Source organism: Alphaproteobacteria bacterium (assembly GCA_016124955.1).
Lineage (GTDB): Bacteria > Pseudomonadota > Alphaproteobacteria > UBA9219 > RFNS01 > RI-461.
Genome location: WGMR01000003.1, coordinates 262,368 through 282,896 on the forward strand (window position 1 = coordinate 262,368; position 20,529 = coordinate 282,896).

Here is a 20,529-nt window from a genome sequence, read left to right on the forward strand (position 1 = left end):
GAGCCAAGCACGTAATGCCGACCGAAATCATTGTCCCCACAATGGGCGAATCCGTTACCGAGGCCACCGTCGCCAAATGGTTGAAGAACGTCGGCGATGCCGTCAAGATTGATGAACCGCTGGTTGAGCTTGAAACCGACAAGGTCACGCTTGAAGTCAACGCGACCGCCGCGGGCGTCATCAGCGAAATCAAGGTACCACAAGGCGGCAACGTGGCCGTTGGCTCCGTGCTCGGCACCATCGGCGAAGGTGGCGCGGCTGCTGCTGCCCCCGCGGCACCGAAACCCGCCGCCCAGCCCGAACCCGCGAAACAGCAGGCACCCGCCGCCGCGCCCAAGGCCGAAGAACGCCCGGCGGTTATGCCTGCCGCGCGCAAGATGGCGGAAGAACGCGGACTCAACCCCTACAACATCCCCGGCACCGGCCTTGGCGGTCGCGTGACGAAGGAAGATGTCATCAACCAGCAGGCGCAGCCGCAAGCTGCCGCCCCCGCATTAAGCCCTGCACCCGCCCCGGCGGCGCCGAAGGCTCCGGGCGCTCGCACGCGCGCCGAGCGGGAAGAACGCGTCCGCATGACCCGCCTGCGCCAGCGTATCGCCCAGCGCCTGAAGGAAGCCCAGAACACGGCGGCGATGCTGACGACCTTCAACGAAATCGACATGGCCAACGTGATGGCCCTGCGCGGGCTGCACAAGGATGCGTTCGAAAAGAAGCATGGCGTCAAGCTCGGCTTCATGAGCTTCTTCATCAAGGCCTGTATCGTCGCCCTGAAGGAACTGCCGGCCGTGAATGCGGAAATTGAGGGCGAAGACCTTGTCTATAAGAACTATTACGATATCGGCGTTGCCGTCGGTACCCCACAAGGCCTTGTCGTGCCCGTGATCCGCGATGCGGATGCCATGAGCTTCGCCGATGTGGAAAAGACCATCGGCACGCTTGGTAAAAAGGCCAAGGACGGCAAGCTAAGCATGGACGAGCTGACCGGCGGCACCTTCACCATCACCAACGGCGGCATCTATGGTTCGCTGATGAGCACGCCGATTTTAAACCCGCCACAATCCGGCATTCTCGGCATGCACTCCATCAAGAAGCGCCCGGTCGAAGTTGACGGCAAGATCGAGATCCGCCCCATGATGTATGTGGCGCTTTCCTACGATCATCGCATCATCGATGGCCGCGAAGCCGTGACGTTCCTCGTGCGCGTCAAGGAATGCATCGAAAACCCTGAACGCATCCTGCTGGACGTATAGGGGCCAGCCCTTTCGCTTATTTAGGCGCGGCTTCCGCCGGCTTGTGCGCAGGCAGGACGGCCTGCGGATTTGCGTTCATGTAATACACAGCCGCCCCAGAAACAAAGAACAGACAGGCGGCAGCCACAAAGAAGGGATTTAACGCAAGTACGCCGCTAACCAGATTGGCCGCCGTCGCACCCAGCAAAATTCTGGCCGCTCTGGTCGAAAGCTGCCCCGCCTTCTGTTCATGCCTGTCCCTTTGCTCGCCTGCCGGCCCTTCTGCCTGTGCAGCATGGTGGAAAGATCGCGCTGCACTAAAGCATCCCCCCGCAATAACACTTCCGAGCATGAACTGCGCCATAAGGCCGGGCAAAAGCAGGGCCGGTGCGCCACCAAGAACCGCCAGTGCGGCATTGACCGCCAAGGCGGCGCCATTGAATGCAAGGGCATAGTACGCGATCTTCGGCGCATTGGGCACCTTGACCCCAAGCGTTAAAGCGCGCGCCCCGCGCCGAAACACTTTGAGCACGCTACTGACGAAACCCTTTTCCTCAGCCCTTTCTTCTTCCTTGGCGGGATTTGCGAGCATGATGATGTGTGCCGCAAAGGCGATCAGCGCGCCCCCGATAAGAATATGGCTGCCAAAAACAAGCCCGTTCAAAAGATAGCAAAGGTCGCCAAGGATATTCATCACGGCCGCGGTCGAAATCGGCTGTTCTTTCACAAACGGCAGCTTACGCGCCACGAGCGATTTTGCCGCTTCTTCCTTCGCCAAATACCACGCAATAAGGCCCGGTCTGCTCATGCCGTCACCACTACTTCGGGTCCCATAATGGTGCGCCGGAACACCCATTCACGCCGGGACGGCATGGGCCGGCAATATGCTTGTGGTATTGGCGCACCTGATCGCGCCTGCCGTCCAAGCACATATAGGCTGTGGTGCCTTTGCTGATGCCGCTGGCAAATATCGCCGTATCCGGGCAGGAGCTGATGCAATAATCGATGACTTTCTGCGTTGCAAGCCTCGCCAGCTCCTGCCGCAACCCTTCATCGGGCTTCTTCATAACCCTGCCGTTGCACTCTATATCCTTTAATTCGAGCTCGAACTGCGGTTCGTAATGCAGCCGCGTACCGTTCACCTTTCCAAACTTGGTATTGCCCGTGAAGGCATAGGGGTAGGTTTCCGGGCTCTCGAATGATTCCGGCGGATACAGTGGAAACAGCTGTTGATCGTGCCTTAACCCATAGTACCAACATTCATCCGCCGCATATTCTATGCCAACGGTGTATTCCCGCCCCTTGTGCTTCACTTTAACTTTTAGATCCGCCTTCGTGCGCGCGACATCGGTTGCCGCCGTCAGCCCCAGCTTTTTATCACCAACGATAGCTTTAAGTTTTTCGCGAACCTCGGGAACCGTGATCTGGGAAAAATCGACCAAATCCAGATTGGGCTCTATGCCGTCAAGACCGATATCGAGTTCCATCCTGCTACTGAGCGCGTCAATTTCGCCCAGTTCGCCTGCAACCGATTTAACCGAAAGCATGCAGTTAAACCCGTTTTTCTAATTCTTAGTCCTGAAGCGCAGCACCAGGCCTGCATTAAACAGGTCGCGCTCCGGCGTATCGAAATAAAACGTCACGACACGATAGCATTTGACCGCCTTATGCGCGTTATATGGCAGGAATTCTATGCCGTCTATTGCTGGCGAAACGTGCTGAATGCCGTTCGTGATGCATTCCAGCCCGGCGGGCGAATCCGTCAAATATTTCGCTTCTATTTCCTGACCATAATCCTGCGATAAAACGCCGTTAGCCATTCCATACTCTAAAATTTATTGTATTAACACGATGTGTGTATCCGCGCCCGCCGATTCCGGCAACACAAAAAGCCGATATGCGTCACGGCCTCCTTGCCGGAAACACATGCGGAAAGCACGAGGAAGCCCGCATTGGCATTGAAGAAAGAAAAAAACCTTATAGAATGCGGGAAATTATTTTCCTGCGCGCTTGTTGCATAAATACTTGGTTAATTTTTTCGCACACAAGCTCTGAACAACAAGCCATCTTGTGCAGCACCCTGTTTGTCTATAGACAGAAGGTTTGCGGTGGTACCGCCAAGACATAAAATCAAGACAACTGCACGATCTTTCCAAGCTCCTTAGTTAAAAATTTCTGGACGTTTTCTTTATTTCCGCTATTTATCCCCCCATGAACGGTACGCAAATCGATAACCCCGGATTTGATAAAGTCCTTGCGCACATCAATGCAACCGAAAGTGAAATTACAAGCCGGCTATGGGAAATGCGCGCGCGCATACCCGAAGTCCACGAAGGGCCAGAATATTTTAGGCGGCTACAGGAATGGCGAAGGCATGCGCGGACACAAAGAAAAGTATTTGAAAATACGCTCTACACAATTGGCCGCCGTATAACCGCACTTGCCGCGCGCGGTTGGGTTCAAGACAACAACATAATATATCTGTGGATACGGCTTGCTGATACATGGGCGCATTTTGGCGGCCATCCAAGAACCGGAATTGGCGCGCTTTTCGTGAATGCCAAGAACGAACTTGTGAGCTACGGCGTCAACGACTTCCCGGAAAATATCGACTTGGCCGAAGATATGGCCACCCAAGGCAAACGACGTGATTTTCTGATATGCGCGGAACGCGACGCGATCGCAAGAAAGCTTGGCATAGCCTTCACACCACCTTCCGAAGAGGATAATACGATTGAAGGAAACAGGAAACAGGTGCAGCAAATGCATCAAGATATATTGCGTGAAGCAAAAGAAAGCACTGTCTTTAAAGATACGGTCATGATTACAACGGCTCACTCATGTCACTTGTGCGCCGAAACCGCTATTGCCTCTGGTGCGCGCGGCGTTATCGCCAAGGATGTGGATACCGGCCACATTTCACGGCAAGAATCGCTATCAGAAGGCGCACGCATGCTTGAAGAACACGGCGTCACGGTCGGGAACTTTGGGCCCGAAAAAAGGACAATGAGGTGGTCACTCGGCCTGCCCGTATTCGGATAGGCAATTACTGGCGCTTTCGGCGCTTACGGATTATTAAGCTTTTTTACGGCCTAATAAGGTTATGGCCAAAAACAAGCAGCATGTCGTTCAGCTTCGCATCATTCCGCGCGAAAAAATCCAGAAAGTCTGGATCATGGATGCGGCCGGGCTCATGCATCTTGATAACCGCCCGACCATCACCGTCTTTTCCGGCTCGCGCGAAGGCAATGAACCGGTTTTTAAGGCAACCGCCTATAAGGTCGGCAAGCTTATCGCCGAGCAGAAATGGCGCGTGGTTTATGGCGGCGGGCCCGGCGGCACAATGGGCGCAGTTGCAGATGGCGCAGCCGACGCCGGCGGCGAAGTTATCGGCGTCACGCCGGAATACTTCCTGAATACCGCCAGCAAGAACCCGAACGAAGGGCTGCATCCGCGCGCGACCGCCTCCATTACCGTTAAATATTTTTCCGAACGCAAAATCGTGATGGACATTCTGGGCGATGCGTTCCTTGCGCTGCCCGGCGGCTACGGCACGGATGATGAAACCAACGAAGCCGTGACGCTGCGCCAGACCGGCATCCACGAAAAACCGACCTACCTGATGAATATTCCTTGCATGGAAGACGGCAAACAGATCGGGTTCTATGATTACCGCATGAAGGATCTGGCGCTGCGCAACAAAACCGGCTTCATTTCCGATCGCCACCTTAAATACGCCAAGCTTGTCGGAACGCCCGAAGAATTCATCAAGGCCGTCAGCCGGGATCTCGGTCTCAACAAGGCCTAGCCCTTCCCTGCTCCGGGCCGCGCGCGACTGAGTATATAGTCGGCCAGCAGCCAGATAAGCCCCGTGCACCCAAGCAGCCAGTTGCCTGTCCGCATAACATCCACCGCGAGCGGCAAGCGGCTTATCATGCCGCCATAACCAACAGAGGCCGGCGGGTTACCCAAAAGCTTGCCCAGCCACCCGGTGCCTGCGCCGCCGAGCTTGCGGCTGATAGATTCGGCGAACGCGCCGATGAATCCGCCGACCGCATGGAAAAAAGTTGTGAAAAAGGCGGCAACGAAATTACCTTGCGTGAAAAGAAACGAGGCAAGTATCAACGCCGCAATACACACGAACCCGCTGCCGAGCCGGAACCTGTTGACCCCATAGGCAAGGCCCGAAAGAAAAAAAACGATGGCCGCTACGGCGGGGATGGGTTCCTGCACGAACTTGCCGATCACATCGCCCTGCGAAAGGATCAGGGGCGAGAAGAACATCAGCACATTGCCGGTATTGTACAAATACCCCGCAACCGCAACCGGTTTGATTGCCATGAAAACCTCTTGTAATATCCGTTTGCCATTCAGCCCGACTTGCTGCTTATTATGCCGTTACGAACGCCAGGAAAGCAATCATGTCCGCCGCCTATCACAAGAAATTCGTCACCACCTGGGAAGAAATCCAGCGCTACAGCATGGCGCTTGCGTGGCGCGTGGGGCCCAAAGCGCCTTCGGGCAACCCGTGGCGCGGCATCATCGCGGTGGCGCGCGGCGGGCTGGTGCCGGCGGCTGCCGTGGCGCGGGAACTGCACATCCGCCTGATCGACACCATCTGCCTGCAAAGTTATACGGGCAAGAAGCTGGGCAAGACGTCCATCATCAAGGATGCGACGCTGGCAACGAACGGCGGCAAGGATTGGCTGATCATCGACGATCTGGTCGATACCGGCCACACTGCCAAGATCGTGCGCAAGATGCTGCCGAAGGCGCATTTCGCCACGCTGTATGCCAAGCCCAAAGGCTTGCCATATGTCGATAGTTATCTCATGGAATTCAGCCAGGATACCTGGATCTATTTTCCATGGGAAGTTGAACAGCAATACAAGTCAAACGAATAGGGTAACCGCATGACTGTTTCCAATTTCGATCTGGTTGTTATCGGCGCCGGCCCCGGCGGCTATGTCGCTGCCATTCGCGCGGCCCAGCTGGGCATGAAGGTCGCTTGCGTCGAAGCGCGCAAGGCTCTGGGCGGCACCTGCCTGAATGTTGGGTGTATCCCGTCCAAGGCGCTGCTTACCAGTTCGGAAAAATATGTGGAAACCAAAAGCCACCTTGCCGTGCACGGCGTGAAGGTGGGCGATGTCTCGCTCGATCTCACGGCCATGATGGCGCACAAGAACAAGGTCGTGAAAGACAACACGCAAGGCATCGATTTCCTGTTTAAGAAAAACAAGGTCGCGCGCTTTACCGGCAAGGGCCGCATTCTGTCCGCCAATACCGTAATGGTCGAAGGCGAAGCCGGCAAGGAAACGCTGACCACGAAGAACATACTTATAGCCAGCGGCTCCGAAAGCACGCCATTAAAGGGCATCACGGTCGATGAAAAGCGTATCGTCACCTCCACCGGCGCGCTGGAGCTTGAAAGCGTGCCAAAAAGCATGGTCGTGATCGGCGGCGGTGTGATCGGGCTTGAGCTTGGCTCGGTCTGGCAACGTTTGGGGGCGGAAGTCACCGTGATTGAATTCCTTGACCGTATCCTGCCCACGAATGACGGCGAGGTTTCCAAAAACATGCAGCGCATCCTCGGCAAGCAAGGCATGAAATTCAAGCTCGGCACCAAGGTCACTGCGGCGAAAGCGAATGACAAGGGCGTTGACCTCACGCTCGAACCCGCAGCGGGCGGCGCAAGCGAAAGCATGCAAGCTGAAATCGTGCTCCTGTGCATCGGCCGCCGCCCCTACACAGATGGACTTGGGCTCGATGCCGTTGGCGTTGAGCTTGATGAGCGCGGCCGCATCAAAACCGGCAAGAAATTCCAGACCAGCGTGCCCGGCATCTATGCGATCGGCGATGCCATCGCCGGGCCGATGCTGGCACATAAGGCGGAAGATGAGGGCGTCGTGTGCGCCGAAATGCTGGCGGGCCAGCATCCTCACATCAACTACGATGCTATTCCCGGTGTTGTTTACACGTGGCCCGAGGTCGCCTCGGTCGGCAAAACCGAAGAGGAATTGAAGAAGGAAGGCGTGCAATACAAGGCGGGCAAATTCCCCTTCACCGCCAACGGCCGCGCGCGCGCGATGGCGGATACCGAAGGTTTCGTCAAAATCCTCGCGGATGCGCGCACCGATAAGTTATTGGGCGCACATATCGTCGGGCCCGATGCGGGCACCATGATCGCTGAACTGGCGATGGCTATCGAATTCGGCGCCAGCGCCGAAGATGTCGCCCGCACCTGCCACGCCCACCCCACGCTCAATGAAGCCGTGAAAGAAGCCGCGCTCGCCGTGGACGGCAGGCCTATACATATTTAGCGTTTCTGTTTCGCTCTTGGATGCGCGTTTTCGTAAACGCTACCGAGCCGCGCGGCATCCACCTTCGTGTACATCTGCGTCGTTGAAAGCGAAGCGTGGCCGAGCAATTCCTGCAGCGTGCGCAAATCCGCCCCGCCCTGCAGCAAATGCGTCGCGAAGCTGTGGCGCAGCGCGTGCGGCGTCACGTTTTCCGGCAGCCCGTGCATTTCGCGCACGTGGCGCAGCGCGCGCTGCGCCACCCCGGCGTGCAAACGTTCGCCCCGTGCGCCGATGAACAGCGGGTCGGCATCCTTGCCCGCAAACGGCGCGGCATCCCGGTAGGCTTCGATCGCCGCGCGCACAACGGGCAAAAGCGGCACGACGCGCTGCTTGTTGCCCTTGCCCGTCACCGTCAGCCGCTCCCCCTGCTTCATATCCCGGCAATTGAGCTGCAGGGCTTCGCTGATGCGCAGCCCCGCGCCGTAAAGCAGGATAAAAAGCGCATGGTCGCGCGCGCCGATCCAGCGTTCGTGCGGCAGCGCTTCGGCAACCGCCGTGATATCGCTGGCTTCCTTTTCGCTTACCGGCCTCGGCACGGATTGGCCGGTTTTCGGCAGCCGCAAAAGCTCGATCGCCTGGTTATGCAAAACGCCCCGGCTATCGAGATAGCGCAAAAGGCTGCGCACGCCGCCAACCGCACGGGCGCGCGACGATGCCGAAAGCCCCCGCCCCGCAAGCTGCGCCAGCCACGCGCGGAAATCGCCCAGCTTCATATCGCCGAGCGTGCGCAAGCTGACGCGCCCGCCATGGTGCGCAGCGGCAAAGCCGATCAGGCCTTGCACGTCGAACAGGTAGGATTCGGATGTATGCGCGGAAGCGCGGCGTTCCTGCCGCAACCATTTTTGCCAGCCGGCCAGCGCCGCCTCAAGATCGGGCGCGGCGGCGTTCTGCGCCTGCTTTGCCGCTTTGGTCCTAGCCACTGGCCTTCAGTTGTTTCACGTTTTCGGGCAAAATCTTCTGGCCGCACTTCTGCCAATCGGCCACGAACTGCGCCAACCCCTTATCGGTCAGCGGGTGGGCGAAAAGCTGGCGGATCACGTTCGGGGGACAGGTGGCGACATGCGCGCCAAGCTTGGCCGCTGCCACCACATGCACCGGGTGCCGCACGGACGCGACCAGAACCTCGGTTTTGAATGCCGGATAAGCGCGGTAGATCATACAGATATCCTCGATCAGCTTCATGCCGTCCTGCCCGATATCGTCAAGCCGCCCGACGAAGGGCGAAACGAAGCTCGCGCCCGCCTTGGCCGCCAGCAGCGCCTGTGCCGCCGAAAAACAAAGCGTAACATTCACCATCGTGCCTTGCTCGCTCAAAACCTTGCACACCTTCAGTCCCGCAGGCGTCAGCGGCACCTTGACCGCAACATTCTTTGCCAGCTTGGCCAGATAAAGCCCTTCGGCCAGCATGGGTTCATATTCGGTAGCCCCAACCTCGGCGCTCACGGGGCCGGGCACGGCGGCGCAGATATCCTTGATCAGGGTCACAAAATCCTTCGCGCCGCTTTTTGCGACAAGCGAAGGGTTGGTCGTTACGCCATCCAGCAACCCCGTGGCAGCGAGATCCTTAATCTCATTGATATCAGCGGTATCGACAAAGAACTTCACGTTGATTCTCCTTTTGCTGCCGGGGCTCGAATATGCTCATAGTCTAGCCCATGCTGCCTCTCCCTGCCACCCTTAGTGTATTGTTGCCGCTTTCCCCAAAAGACATGCGGCGGCAAGCCTTTGATTACCTGCCCCCCGCCGGCCCTGTCCAGCAGCCCTCCGCGGGTGCGCTGGTTGAGGTCCCGTTCGGCAAAAAACTGATGCAGGGTGTGGTTCTGGGCGAAGGCACGGGGGATGTGCTCCCGGCGAAGCTAAGACGTATCGAGGCGGTTTTGCCACTACCGCCGTTGCCGCCGGGACAGCTCAAATTCATTGATTGGGTCGCCAAATACACCCTCTCTTCGCCGGGCGCGATCCTGCGCATGCTGTTCGCGGGCGCGGCGTTACCCGCTTCGCCCGCACCCGTCACGCTTTATGCCCGCGCGGGTGCCGTGCCGGCGGCGCGCATGACGGCGGCGCGGCAAAAGGTGTGGGATTCGCTGGCAGGCGAACGCAAGCTAACGGCCCCGGCCCTGCGCGAAGCCAGCGGCGCGGCACAAAGCGTGATTGCGGGTATGGCAAAAACTGGCCTGTTGAAAACCATACAGCAAGCGGTTGATGCCGCCCCGGCGCAGCCGGATGCAGATCACGACGCGCCGCAACTGACCGCACAACAACAAATCGCGGCCGATGCGCTGGCCGCCGATGTGCGCGAAAAACGGCACACCATTACGCTGCTTGATGGCGTGACGGGCGCGGGTAAAACCGAGGTTTATTGCGAAGCCATCGCCGCCTGTCTGCGTGCCGGGCGGCAGGCGCTTGTGCTGATGCCGGAAATCGCGCTCACGACCGCGATGCTCGGCCGTTTCACGGACCGCTTCGGCGCGCCGCCGGTGGAATGGCATTCCGCGCTAACCGAAAAACAGCGGCGCGATAACTGGTGGGCCATTTTCAACGGCAAGGCGCCGCTGGTTGTAGGCGCGCGCTCGGCCCTGTTCCTGCCCTACCGCGATCTTGGCCTGATCGTTGTGGATGAAGAACACGACCAATCATACAAGCAGGAAGAAGGCGTTATCTATAACGCGCGCGATATGGCCGTGGTACGCGGCAAGCAGGAAAATTTTCCCGTCGTTCTGTCATCCGCCACGCCGTCGCTCGAAACCTGGCTCAATGCGCGCGCAGGCAAGTACGCGCATCAACGGCTGCCCGATCGATACGGCGGCGCTGCCATGCCCGCGATCGAGCTGATCGACATACGCAAACACAAACTGCCCTCGCAAAGCTGGCTCAGCCCGCCGCTGGTGGACCGGTTGCGGCAAACCATAGCCGCGGGCAAACAAGCGATGCTGTTCCTCAACCGCCGCGGTTACGCGCCGCTTACACTGTGCCGCGCCTGCGGGTACCGGCTGCAATGCCCCAACTGTTCGGCATGGCTCGTACAGCATCGCCATTCCGACCGGCTGCAATGCCACCATTGCGGCCACCACGCCGTATTGCCGAAACATTGCCCGTCCTGCGAAGCCGAAGGGCGGTTCGCCGCCTGCGGCCCCGGGGTTGAGCGCGTGGCCGAAGAAGTCGCGAACCTGCTGCCCGAAGCACGTTTCGCCGTGATGGCAAGCGATGTGATAAACAGCCCGAAGGATATCCGCGCGGTTATTGCCCGCATGGAAAAAGGCGAACTTGATTTGCTGATCGGCACGCAAATTATGGCCAAGGGCTACCACTTCCCCGGCCTCGCGGTCGTTGGCGTTATTGATGCCGATCTCGGTCTTGCGGGCGGCGATCCGCGCGCGGCGGAACGCACCTTCCAGCTTCTGCAGCAGGTCGCGGGGCGCAGCGGGCGGGCGGAAACACCGGGCATCGCACTTGTGCAGACCGCGCAGCCCGAACATCCGGTGATGCAAGCGCTCAAGGAAAACGACCGCGATAAATTCCTGCTTGCCGAACAAACGGAGCGTGAAGCCTACCGCCTGCCGCCCTTTACCCGGCTCGCGGCCTTTATCATATCCTGCCCCGATGCGCGCGGCGCCGACAGCTTCGCCTCCATGCTTGCACGCACGGCGCCCCAATTGCCCGGCCTTTCGGTTCTCGGTCCGGCGCCTGCACCCATTTCCCTTTTGCGCGGCAAACACCGCCGCCGGCTGCTGCTGCGCTGCGCGCAAGGCACAAACATACAGGGTCTTATCCGGGATTGGCTTGGCAATCTGAAAATACCAGCCAATATCAAGCTACAAGTCGATATCGATCCATACAGCTTTATGTAGCCCGCAAAAGAATAGTTAAGCACTCAGCGGCGACAATCGGCACACACCCGTACCGGTTTTCATATTCGCACGCGGCTCCATGGATAAACAAAAACGACTGCCTGCCGCCCTCGTACTGGGCAGTGTCGCCACCCTGCTGGCCATGCTTGCGGGGTCGCACCTCTCGATCATGGGCCAGCACAACAGGATGCGCGAAATATATCACGAACAGCTCCCCCTGTTGCTCGTGCATGCGCAAGGCGCGCTTTGGAATTTCCGGCACGCGGTATCCGGCCAGCACAGGGGCACGGATCAAGCTGAAGCGGTTCGGAAAACCTATCTGACGTTCAAGGAAAACCTTGGCTATTTGACCACGGGCGATCTCGCGAATGAATTCGGGCAGGTGAAAAACGGCCCCGCCGCACTGGCCGCCCTGGTCGGCGCACTGGACAGAATGGAGCCGCGCATCGCGGCGCTTACAGACGGGCAGGCCATCAACCGGACCGACATAGAGGACGATATCGAGCTCGCGGCTCGCACCTTGCTTGAACTGCACATCAAAACCCAGGAAACCTTAAGCAGCCATATAGCCCTTACCATCAGCCAGATCAGCAGTAACGATATATTCAACATCATACTGTTCATGGGCATCATGTTCATCGGTGCGGCAACGATCATTTTTGCCTATAAGGAGAACGACCGCGCCCGCCGCGCCGCAGCGGCGGCGCAAGAAGCCCAGCGGCGCAATGCCCTGTTTGCCGCCGCGATTGACGCCACCGCCGGGGGCGTCATCATCACTGACCCGAACCAGCCTGATAACCCCATTATTTTTGTTAATCAGGGCTTCACGCAAATTGCAGGCTATACGTCCGATGAAGTCGTCGGAAAAAACTGCAGAATGCTGCAAGGCAGCCATACGGATAGCCTATCCGCACGCACAATCAGCCATGCGGTCAAGCATCGGAAGCCGGTTTCGACAGAGATCTTGAATTACCGCAAGGACGGCACGCCGTTCTGGAACGCGCTTAGCATCAGCCCGGTTTTCAACGAATATGGCGGGCTGGTCAATTTCATCGGCATGCAAACCGATATCACCGATATCAAAAATACGCAGGAAGCCTTGCGGCTGGCGAAAAGCGAGGCCGAGCGCGGCGCCAACATGAAATCCAACTTCCTCGCCATGATGAGCCACGAAATCCGCACCCCCATCAACAGCATTCTTGGCGCGCTATCCCTTATGCACGATACCGCGATGAACGAGGAACAAAAACGCTATGTCGCAACCGCATCGACATCGGGCGCGGCGCTGCTTGAGATCATCAACGATCTGCTCGATTACTCTAAAATCGAAGCGGGCAAGCTTGAAATCGAAACCGAAGCTTTCAATCTTCCCGCGCTTCTTTCCGGCATCGTGGACATGCTGCAAAACCAGGCCAAGGCCAAAGGCCTGTATTGCAATCATAAACGCGAACCCGATGTGCCGACCAATGTCATGGGCGACCCCGGGCGGGTGCGGCAGATATTGCTAAACCTGGTCAGCAACGCCGTGAAATTCACTGAAACCGGCGGCATCATGATCAATGTCAGCAACCTGATCAGCTATGACGAAGCCGGAGGCACGCACAGCCTGATCAGGTTCGAGGTCGTCGATACCGGCATCGGCATCAACCACGAAGGCCAAAGCAGGCTGTTCACCGAATTCAATCAGCTTGATCCTTCAACCTCGCGCAAACATGGCGGAACGGGGCTCGGGCTCGCGATTTGCCGCAGGCTGGTCAAGCTTATGAATGGTGAAATCGGCGTCGAAAGCCGCCCGGGCGAAGGCAGCAAATTCTGGTTCGTCATACCCTTCGAAGTGACGGAAAAAGAAACAACCGGCGCAAAGACACAGCAGCCGGATGCACAAACCCCGACGATCAAAGGCCGCATATTGCTGGTTGAGGATAACGAACCGAACCAGATTGTGATCGCAGGCTTTCTGCGCAAGGCAGGGCATAGGGTCGATATTGCCGGCAACGGTCTCATGGCAATCGAAAAGGCGCAAACCACGCCATACGATCTTGTTTTGATGGACATATCCATGCCGGAAATGGATGGCATGACAGCGACGCGCGAAATACGCGCGCTCGGCATGGTCGCATCGGACCTTCCCATCATTGCCATGACCGCGCTCGCGATGGCGGGCGATAGGGAGCGCTGCATCGCAGCCGGTATGAACGACTATATCCGTAAACCCATCGAACGTCGCGCGCTCGAACAAACCGTACAACGCTGGCTGCGGAAAAACGGTTGCGGAGAAACGCGCGCGCGCGAATCAGCCTGTAGCGGCGATATTGCATTCGCCTCGCCTGTTCTGGACCGCGCGACAGTCAAGCAAATGATCGCGGACCTTGATAAGACCATCGTACTCGGCCTGATCGATGTTTTTTTGCGTGATCTTGAAACCCATGTCGCCAGGGTTCATGCCGCCGTCGCGGCGAACGATTGGGATGCCGTACAGCGCGAAGCCCATTCCATGAAAAGCAGCAGCGCCAATTGTGGCCTTATGGCTCTTTCCTGCAGCATGCAGGAAATCGAAGATTCGCTGCGCGCCCGCAACACCAATCAGGCGAAGCATAATCTGACGCAGGCAGAAGGTGTTATCGGGCAATCTTTCAGCGCCCTCGCAGACTTGCGTGACCAGCTCCGCAGCGAAGAAAAGCCCGTCTAGACAGGCGTTAACCATAGTTCTGGTCGCATATGTTGCGTTGCCTTCGAGGCATATTTGGTCGAAACTGTCGGTTATATGTTTTGATTCGCCCAATCGCCCGTATATAGGCACGCCATATGACCCAGCAACTCGAAAACCCGACCCTCCTGCAACGCCCGGTGGCATGGCTGCTTGTTGCCGCCGCCGCGCTTTCGCTTTCGCTCCTTGGCGGCACGATCTATGCCAGCTACCGCATCACGCACCCGCAGGATGGTATTCAGCTCGCGCGCGAACAGGGCACTGCCGCTGCAATCGAAGATCTGCGCAACGCCGCAGGCTATAACGGCTTTGCCGGCGCTATGGTGCGCTTTGCCGCCAACGAAGATGATCGGCCGCTGGCCGAAATGCGCGCCGCGCATGCCGAACTTTACCGCGCGCTCGCGGCCCTGCGCGATAACGGTGTCGCCGCCGCCCAAATCATCCAGCTGCGCGGCATCTTCAACGCCTATGACAAGGCCATAAAGCAGGCCGAAAATGCCACGACCGCCCCGGCCAGCAGGGCCGATCTGGTTACAACGGCGCAAACGCTGGCCGCTATGCAACCTCTGGTCGATAACCGGCTCGACAAGCTTGCGGCCGCGCAGGCGGCGGGCGAATCCGCTACCTGGTCGCGGGCGCTTTTCTGGCTGGCCTTGGCCGGTGCCTCGCTCGGCGTGGTTCTGGCCGCCCTGCTCTACCGGCTATTGACCGACAACATGATGACCCCGATGCAAAACCTGCGCCGCAGCATCGCACTGCTTTCGCACGATAGCGAAGCCGCGATCTGGGGCGTTGAGCGGCAGGATGCCATCGGCGATGTCGCACGCGCCGTGGATATCGCCCGCTACCAGTTCACGCAGGTGCCGGATATCTCGCTGATCAGCGATCAGGGCCCCGTGCGCCTGAAGTTCGAGGGGGAGGCTTCCTCCCTGTTCGAAGCCATGACCCAGCTCATGATGGATAGCAGCCGAAATATGGTCAACGATGCCAATAAGCTGGCCGGTGTTCTTCATATGAATCGTGAAGGCTTGGAACGTTTCATGCTGGATGTTCAGGCCATGATCCGGAAGCTGACGGCGCTGAGCGCCGAGCATGGCGAAAAGATCGCCAAGCTGAATAACGCCCTGAGCCTCGCCACCACCCTCGCCCGTGAAAATCAGCAAGCCGTGATCGGCCGGATCGAAAAGGTCTTGCCCCGGCTTGAGCAACGCTCGGAAAGTATGGGCAGCGTGGTCAGCGATGTCGGCAAACAGTTGCGCGAACTCGTGCAATCCCTGCTTGCGACCGAACGCATGCTGCACGTCACGGCATCACAGGCGCACCAGACATCGGAAAGCTTCGGCAAGGAAGCGGGCGAACTGACGGAACGGCTGTTCGCCGCCGCAAGCCTGCTGCGCAACAGCGGCGAAGTGCTGGCGGAAACCACCGATCTCACGCGCTCGAACATGAAAGATACCGTCGATACGCTGAAGGATGCGGAAGCGACCCTGTTCGAATTCCTTGAACAATCCACGACCCGGCTTGATAAGGCCGTCACGGCGGTCGAAGCCTTTGCAGGCACCGCTAAGGGGCTGAACGCCAATGCATCGCTGTTCGACAACACGATGCAAAACGTCTTTGTCAGCAGTGAATTGCTGAGCGAACAGGTTGCGGCGCTACAAGACAACAACCCGGGCGCGCTGAAAGCGAGCCTTTCGGAAATCCTTGCGGTACTGATGGATATCGCGGTGCAGATGAAGCGCCTTGGTGAAACCCGTTCGCTCGCGACCGCTGCTACAGGGGCATCGCTTGCGCCAGAACTGCCGGGCCAACCGCAAGAACAGCTTGAAAGCACGCTGAACGCAATGAACGATATCTTCGCCAGCCTGCGTGACCGCGGGGACGATGTGATCAACCGGCTCAATCAGGTCGCGGAATCGCTGAACGACGGCACAGGCAATACCGGCAGCCGCGCGGGCTAGGTCTTAAACCGCGGCCCAGCCGCCATCGATGTTCCATGCCGCCCCGGTTACCTGGTTGGCTGCGGGGGAGCACAGGAACAGTGCCAGCTGGCCAATATCCTCAGGTGTCACGAATTGCTTCGACGGCTGCTTTTCCCCAAGCAGCTCCATCGTTGCTTCTTCGTTGCTTGTTTTCTTGCGCTCCGCAATGGCATCGACCTGCTTTTGCACCAACGGCGTCAGCACCCAACCCGGGCAAATAGCGTTACAGGTAATGCCGCTGCCGGCCGTTTCCAAGGCCACAACCTTGCTCATACCGACGATGCCATGCTTGGCAGAAATATAGCCAACCTTGTTCACGCTGGCGACCAGCCCGTGCACCGAAGCGATGTTGATGATCCGGCCCCAGCCCTTTTTCCGCATCAACGGCAGCGCGGCGCGTATGCCGTAAAAAGCGGCAGAAAGGTTGGTGGCGATCACGGCGTCCCATTTTTCAAGCGGAAATTCCTCGACCGGGTAAACCGCCTGTATCCCCGCATTGTTCACAAGCACATCGACCGAACCAAAGGCTTTGTGCGCCGCTTCGATCATCGCGGAAACCTGATCCGGCTTGGTCACGTCCGCCGCGTTGTATTCGATTTTCGCGCCGGTCGCCTTGGCAAGCCCGGCGCGCGTGGCTTCTATTTCCTTGGTGTCGCCGAAGCCGTTCAGCATCACGTTTGCGCCCGCCTGCGCCAGCACCGCAGCGATGCCGTGGCCTATCCCGCTGGTCGAACCCGTTACAACAGCCGCTTTGCCCTTCATCGTGCCCTCCGTCACAGCTTATCCACCACCGTTACATGCCCCATCTTGCGCCCCGGCCGCGCTTCGGCCTTGCCATACAGATGCAGCCGGGCATTGGGCTGCTTCAGCCAATCCTGCCACTGATCCACGTCGCTACCGAGCAAATTGTGCATAACCGCCCTGCTGTGCGGCTCCGTCGTGCCCAGCGGCAAGCCGCAAACGGCGCGCACGAGCTGTTCGAACTGGCTACAGCCGCAAGCATCGATGGTCCAGTGGCCCGAATTATGCGGGCGCGGTGCAATTTCATTGACGAGCACGCGGTGCCCGTCTTTGTCGGCCTGCTTCAAAACAAACATCTCGACCGCCAGCAGCCCCACCACATCAAGCGCGGCCGCCATCCCTGTGGCTGCTTTCAGGGCTTCCTCGGCCACGGCGGGCGCTATGCCGGCAGGCACCCGGGTTTCCGCCAATATCTGGTTGCGGTGGATGTTGCGCACCGGCGGGTACGCGGCCACCGCTCCGTCCGCCCGGCGCGCAACGATCACGGAAACCTCGCATTCAAAATCCACCAGCGCTTCAAGAATTCCGGCCGGCGCGCCCATATCGCTCCAGGCCTTTTGCATGTCCGCCCCGGGCGCGATCAATACCTGCCCCTTGCCATCATAGCCCATGCGCGTGGATTTCAGCAGCGCGGGCAAGCCTATATCTTTTGCCGCCGCCGCAAGTTCGGTTGCCGAATGGACAGGCCTGAAGGCGGCGGTGCCAAGCCCGTGGTCGCGCGCGAACGTCTTTTCAAGCACACGGTCTTGCGCCACGCGCAAAACCGCCGCGCCCGGATGGACGGGGCGGGCATAGGACAGAACCTCAAGCGTCTTGATAGGAATGTTTTCCCATTCCAGCGTAATCACATCGACATTGCGGGCGAAACCCGTTAGCGCCTTTTCATCAAGAAAATCCCCGCGCACGTGCATATCGCAAACCTGCAGCGCAGGCGCGTCATCCTCGGGGCAAAATACATGCACGCGGTAACCAAGCCGCGCGGCGGCCATTGCCGTCATGCGGCCAAGCTGCCCGCCGCCAAGCATGCCGATAATGCCGCCCGGTGGAATGGTTTTCATCGGCATCAATCGGCCGGCTTCATGGCGATGGTCGCGGTCTGGCGGCTGCGCCATTTGTCCAGCTTCGCGGCCAGTTTTTCATCATGCGCTGCCAGCATCGAAACCGCCAGCAACCCGGCGTTGATCGCGCCGGCCTTACCGATCGCCAGCGTGCCCACCGGAATGCCGCCCGGCATCTGTACGATCGAAAGCAGGCTATCGAGACCGGCGAGCGAGCGGCTTTCCACCGGCACGCCAAGCACCGGCAAACGGGTAATGGCCGCCATCATGCCCGGCAGATGCGCCGCGCCGCCCGCGCCCGCGATGATAACCTTAAGCCCGCGATCGGCGGCCCCCGCGCCGTATTCGTAGAGGCGTTTGGGGGTGCGATGCGCGGACACGATCCGCACCTCGTGCCTGACGTCAAAATCGCTTAAAATTTTAGCGGCGTGATGCATGGTGGCCCAGTCGGACTGGCTGCCCATAACGATCCCCACCGATACCTTTTGCGGTTTTTTGCCGCTTTTTTTAGCTGCTTTGCGCTTTCTGACCGCCATATCTTCTCCCCGGAACGGTGTGCACCCCGGAAATTAGCGTAAAATTAGTAAAAGATGAAGTATTTAGGGGGCTATGCCATAATCTTGGGGAATCGCGGGAAAAGCGCATGTCCGTCATCAAGCCCAAACCAGCCATCGAAGCCACTGACATCCTCGCCGATGCAGCCCTGACGCCTGAACAGCGCAAGGCATGGAACAGCTTCCGCGACGAAGCCGCCGCGGCCAACAAAAAAATCGCCGATTTGGAAAAGCGCATCAAGCACCACATGCGCGAAGAGCTTGACGAGGCTACAGCCGCGAGCATGATCCTGACGCGGCCCGAGTTTAACCGCGAGGTTGCGCGCATGCTCGCGCTCGATGAACGCTATGGCGGGATCTCGAGCGTGCTGTATTTCGATTTCGACAACTTGCCTTCGCTTGCCGAAAAGTATGATCGCGCGATCATGAACGCCGCCGTTCGTCAGGTCGGCGAAATCATGGTCCGCCATGTCCGCAGCTGTGACATCGTCGCCCGGCTTGATGCGACCGAATTCGGCGTCCTGCTGATCCGCTGCGATAACGATAACGCCTGGCGCAAGGGCGAAAGTCTTGCCGTGATCCTGCAGGAAAAGATGGCCGAGGTACATGGCAACCCGTTCGAGCTTGAAGTCAGCTTCGGCGCCTATACCTTCCAGAACGAAGACGACGTCACCAAGGGCCTGCACGCCGCAGCGGGCGCGATGACGACCAAGAAGGACAGAGCCTGATCAGGCCTTCTTTTTCTTCTTCGTTTGCCGCTCTTCCATGTAATCGAGATCGACGTCAAACGTGTCGCGCAGCGACATGACCCCTATAAGGCCAAGCAGACACACAACGCTGACAACGATTTGCACGCTCGCGACCATGCTGAAATGCTCCTTTAGCGCCGTCATGGCCAGCGTCATCGGCACGGTGGCCCCGCGCACGAAGTTAGGCACCGATGTCGTCACCGTGGCGCGGATATTGGTGCCGAATTGCTCGGCGGATGCGACAAGAAACACAACCCAGTAGCCCATAAAGAAGCCGATGGGCAGGAACATCGCATAATAAGCCGAAACCGTCGGCAATATTCCGCCAAGCAACAGGATGGAAGCCGCGAAAAGACCAAGCAGGAAGATCACGATAGGAAGCTTGCGGCTGCGCCAATGCTGGCTCAGCAATCCGCTGGCCATGCCGCCAACGCCGATACCGATCGAATACAGCACAACGGGCCACGAAGCCTTCACGTCACTACCCAAACCCAACGCTTCGGCAATCTCCGGCGTAAAGGTCACAAGCAGGCCAACGGCAGCCCAGATCGGCACGCCCATCAGGATGCAAGCGATATAACGGGTAAAACACCGGGGCAATAAAAGCAGCCGCACATCGGCCATCGAATTGTGACCCTTTTCCAGCATCTTGCGGAACAAACCGGATTCGACCACGCGAAAGCGCAAGACAAGCAGCATAAGCCCCATCACGCCGCCGAAAATATAGGCCGCGCGCCATTCAAGAAATTCTGCGGAAAGAACCGCAAACGCGGGGGCGACCACGCCAACCGCCGCCACCAGCGTGGTACCGTAGCCGCGATATTCCTTCTTCATCAATTCGCTGACAAGTGTGATCCCGGCCCCGATTTCACCCGCCAGCCCGATCCCGGAAATAAAGCGGCAAGCTACATACTGGTTCACGTCGGTCACGAAGCCGTTCACGATATTGGCAAGCGAATACATGATAATGGTGCCGAACAGCACCTCGATCCGTCCGCGCTTGTCGCCCCACATGCCCCAAAAAACACCGCCGATCAGCATGCCGACCATCTGCGCATTCAGCAAAAGCACGCCGGAACTCAACAACTCCTCGCCTTCAAGGCCTAAATCCTTGAGGCTCTGCACCCGCAAAATGCTGAACATCAGAAGATCATAGACATCAACGAAATACCCGAGGGCGGCAACAATAACCGCATAGGTTACCTTGCGGTCCGAAAACGCCGCACGAAATCCCGCAAGCAT

19 protein-coding genes are annotated in these 20,529 nt (G+C 58.6%); 9 read left to right on the forward strand and 10 right to left on the reverse strand.

Annotated features, from left to right (window positions below; translation table 11 throughout):
• The first annotated feature begins 14 nt into the window (after nucleotides 1-14).
• The gene (gene odhB, locus GC131_02155) at nucleotides 15-1,250 is read left to right on the forward strand and encodes a 2-oxoglutarate dehydrogenase complex dihydrolipoyllysine-residue succinyltransferase (GenBank protein ID MBI1272872.1); all 1,236 of its coding nucleotides are present in this window, start codon (nucleotides 15-17) and stop codon (nucleotides 1,248-1,250) included.
• A 16-nt stretch (nucleotides 1,251-1,266) separates the two neighbouring features.
• On the opposite strand, the gene GC131_02160 is transcribed toward odhB, so the two are convergent.
• The 3 genes from GC131_02160 to GC131_02170 form a co-directional block, all read right to left on the reverse strand.
• The gene (locus GC131_02160) at nucleotides 1,267-2,037 is read right to left on the reverse strand and encodes a hypothetical protein (protein MBI1272873.1); all 771 of its coding nucleotides are present in this window, start codon (nucleotides 2,035-2,037) and stop codon (nucleotides 1,267-1,269) included.
• Between the two features lie 10 nt (nucleotides 2,038-2,047).
• Nucleotides 2,048-2,716 carry a hypothetical protein gene (locus GC131_02165; protein ID MBI1272874.1) on the reverse strand — a complete coding sequence of 223 codons (669 nt, stop codon included), beginning with the start codon at nucleotides 2,714-2,716 and terminating at the stop codon, nucleotides 2,048-2,050.
• Nucleotides 2,717-2,794: 78 nt separating this feature from the next.
• Nucleotides 2,795-3,049, reverse strand: a complete 255-nt coding sequence (locus tag GC131_02170) for a hypothetical protein (GenBank protein MBI1272875.1) — start codon at nucleotides 3,047-3,049, stop codon at nucleotides 2,795-2,797.
• 391 nt (nucleotides 3,050-3,440) lie between these two features.
• Here GC131_02170 and GC131_02175 point away from each other — a divergent pair, with 391 nt between their 5' ends.
• Nucleotides 3,441-4,271 carry a hypothetical protein gene (locus GC131_02175; protein MBI1272876.1) on the forward strand — a complete coding sequence of 277 codons (831 nt, stop codon included), beginning with the start codon at nucleotides 3,441-3,443 and terminating at the stop codon, nucleotides 4,269-4,271.
• A 61-nt stretch (nucleotides 4,272-4,332) separates the two neighbouring features.
• Complete coding sequence (locus tag GC131_02180; protein MBI1272877.1) at nucleotides 4,333-5,037, forward strand: TIGR00730 family Rossman fold protein; 705 nt, start codon at nucleotides 4,333-4,335, stop codon at nucleotides 5,035-5,037.
• Here GC131_02180 and GC131_02185 read toward each other — a convergent pair.
• Nucleotides 5,034-5,570: a hypothetical protein gene (locus GC131_02185; GenBank protein MBI1272878.1), complete on the reverse strand. Its 537-nt coding sequence runs from the start codon at nucleotides 5,568-5,570 to the stop codon at nucleotides 5,034-5,036. The genes GC131_02180 and GC131_02185 overlap by 4 nt on opposite strands.
• Nucleotides 5,571-5,650: 80 nt before the next feature.
• Here GC131_02185 and GC131_02190 point away from each other — a divergent pair, with 80 nt between their 5' ends.
• Together GC131_02190 and GC131_02195 are read left to right on the forward strand one after the other, a co-directional pair.
• The gene (locus GC131_02190; GenBank protein MBI1272879.1) at nucleotides 5,651-6,133 is read left to right on the forward strand and encodes a xanthine phosphoribosyltransferase; all 483 of its coding nucleotides are present in this window, start codon (nucleotides 5,651-5,653) and stop codon (nucleotides 6,131-6,133) included.
• A gap of 9 nt (nucleotides 6,134-6,142) precedes the next feature.
• Nucleotides 6,143-7,549, forward strand: a complete 1,407-nt coding sequence (locus GC131_02195) for a dihydrolipoyl dehydrogenase (GenBank protein MBI1272880.1) — start codon at nucleotides 6,143-6,145, stop codon at nucleotides 7,547-7,549.
• Here GC131_02195 and GC131_02200 read toward each other — a convergent pair.
• Both GC131_02200 and fsa read right to left on the reverse strand, forming a co-directional pair.
• The gene (locus GC131_02200) at nucleotides 7,546-8,508 is read right to left on the reverse strand and encodes a tyrosine-type recombinase/integrase (GenBank protein MBI1272881.1); all 963 of its coding nucleotides are present in this window, start codon (nucleotides 8,506-8,508) and stop codon (nucleotides 7,546-7,548) included. The two genes, GC131_02195 and GC131_02200, sit on opposite strands and share 4 nt — an antisense overlap.
• Nucleotides 8,501-9,193: a fructose-6-phosphate aldolase gene (gene fsa, locus GC131_02205; GenBank protein MBI1272882.1), complete on the reverse strand. Its 693-nt coding sequence runs from the start codon at nucleotides 9,191-9,193 to the stop codon at nucleotides 8,501-8,503. The genes GC131_02200 and fsa overlap by 8 nt, the downstream gene beginning before the upstream one ends.
• Before the next feature lie 50 nt (nucleotides 9,194-9,243).
• On the opposite strand from fsa, the gene GC131_02210 reads away from it, so the two are divergent.
• The 3 genes from GC131_02210 to GC131_02220 all read left to right on the forward strand — a co-directional run bounded on the left by GC131_02210 (nucleotide 9,244) and on the right by GC131_02220 (nucleotide 16,104).
• The gene (locus GC131_02210; GenBank protein MBI1272883.1) at nucleotides 9,244-11,436 is read left to right on the forward strand and encodes a primosomal protein N'; all 2,193 of its coding nucleotides are present in this window, start codon (nucleotides 9,244-9,246) and stop codon (nucleotides 11,434-11,436) included.
• Nucleotides 11,437-11,515: 79 nt separating this feature from the next.
• Nucleotides 11,516-14,125, forward strand: a complete 2,610-nt coding sequence (locus tag GC131_02215; GenBank protein MBI1272884.1) for a response regulator — start codon at nucleotides 11,516-11,518, stop codon at nucleotides 14,123-14,125.
• 116 nt (nucleotides 14,126-14,241) lie between these two features.
• Complete coding sequence (locus GC131_02220; protein ID MBI1272885.1) at nucleotides 14,242-16,104, forward strand: hypothetical protein; 1,863 nt, start codon at nucleotides 14,242-14,244, stop codon at nucleotides 16,102-16,104.
• A gap of 3 nt (nucleotides 16,105-16,107) precedes the next feature.
• Here GC131_02220 and GC131_02225 read toward each other — a convergent pair whose 3' ends face one another.
• From GC131_02225 to purE, 3 genes are read right to left on the reverse strand one after another with little or no spacing between them, the layout of a single operon-like run.
• Nucleotides 16,108-16,887 carry a 3-hydroxybutyrate dehydrogenase gene (locus GC131_02225; protein ID MBI1272886.1) on the reverse strand — a complete coding sequence of 260 codons (780 nt, stop codon included), beginning with the start codon at nucleotides 16,885-16,887 and terminating at the stop codon, nucleotides 16,108-16,110.
• A gap of 11 nt (nucleotides 16,888-16,898) precedes the next feature.
• The gene (locus tag GC131_02230; protein ID MBI1272887.1) at nucleotides 16,899-17,984 is read right to left on the reverse strand and encodes a 5-(carboxyamino)imidazole ribonucleotide synthase; all 1,086 of its coding nucleotides are present in this window, start codon (nucleotides 17,982-17,984) and stop codon (nucleotides 16,899-16,901) included.
• 5 nt (nucleotides 17,985-17,989) lie between these two features.
• A complete protein-coding gene (gene purE, locus GC131_02235) occupies nucleotides 17,990-18,520 on the reverse strand; it encodes a 5-(carboxyamino)imidazole ribonucleotide mutase (GenBank protein ID MBI1272888.1) in 531 nt (176 codons plus the stop codon).
• Between the two features lie 107 nt (nucleotides 18,521-18,627).
• Between purE and GC131_02240 the strand changes: the two genes are divergently transcribed.
• The gene (locus GC131_02240; GenBank protein MBI1272889.1) at nucleotides 18,628-19,266 is read left to right on the forward strand and encodes a diguanylate cyclase; all 639 of its coding nucleotides are present in this window, start codon (nucleotides 18,628-18,630) and stop codon (nucleotides 19,264-19,266) included.
• On the opposite strand, the gene GC131_02245 is transcribed toward GC131_02240, so the two are convergent.
• On the reverse strand, nucleotides 19,267-20,529 hold the full coding sequence (locus tag GC131_02245) for an MFS transporter (GenBank protein MBI1272890.1): 1,263 nt from the start codon (nucleotides 20,527-20,529) through the stop codon (nucleotides 19,267-19,269).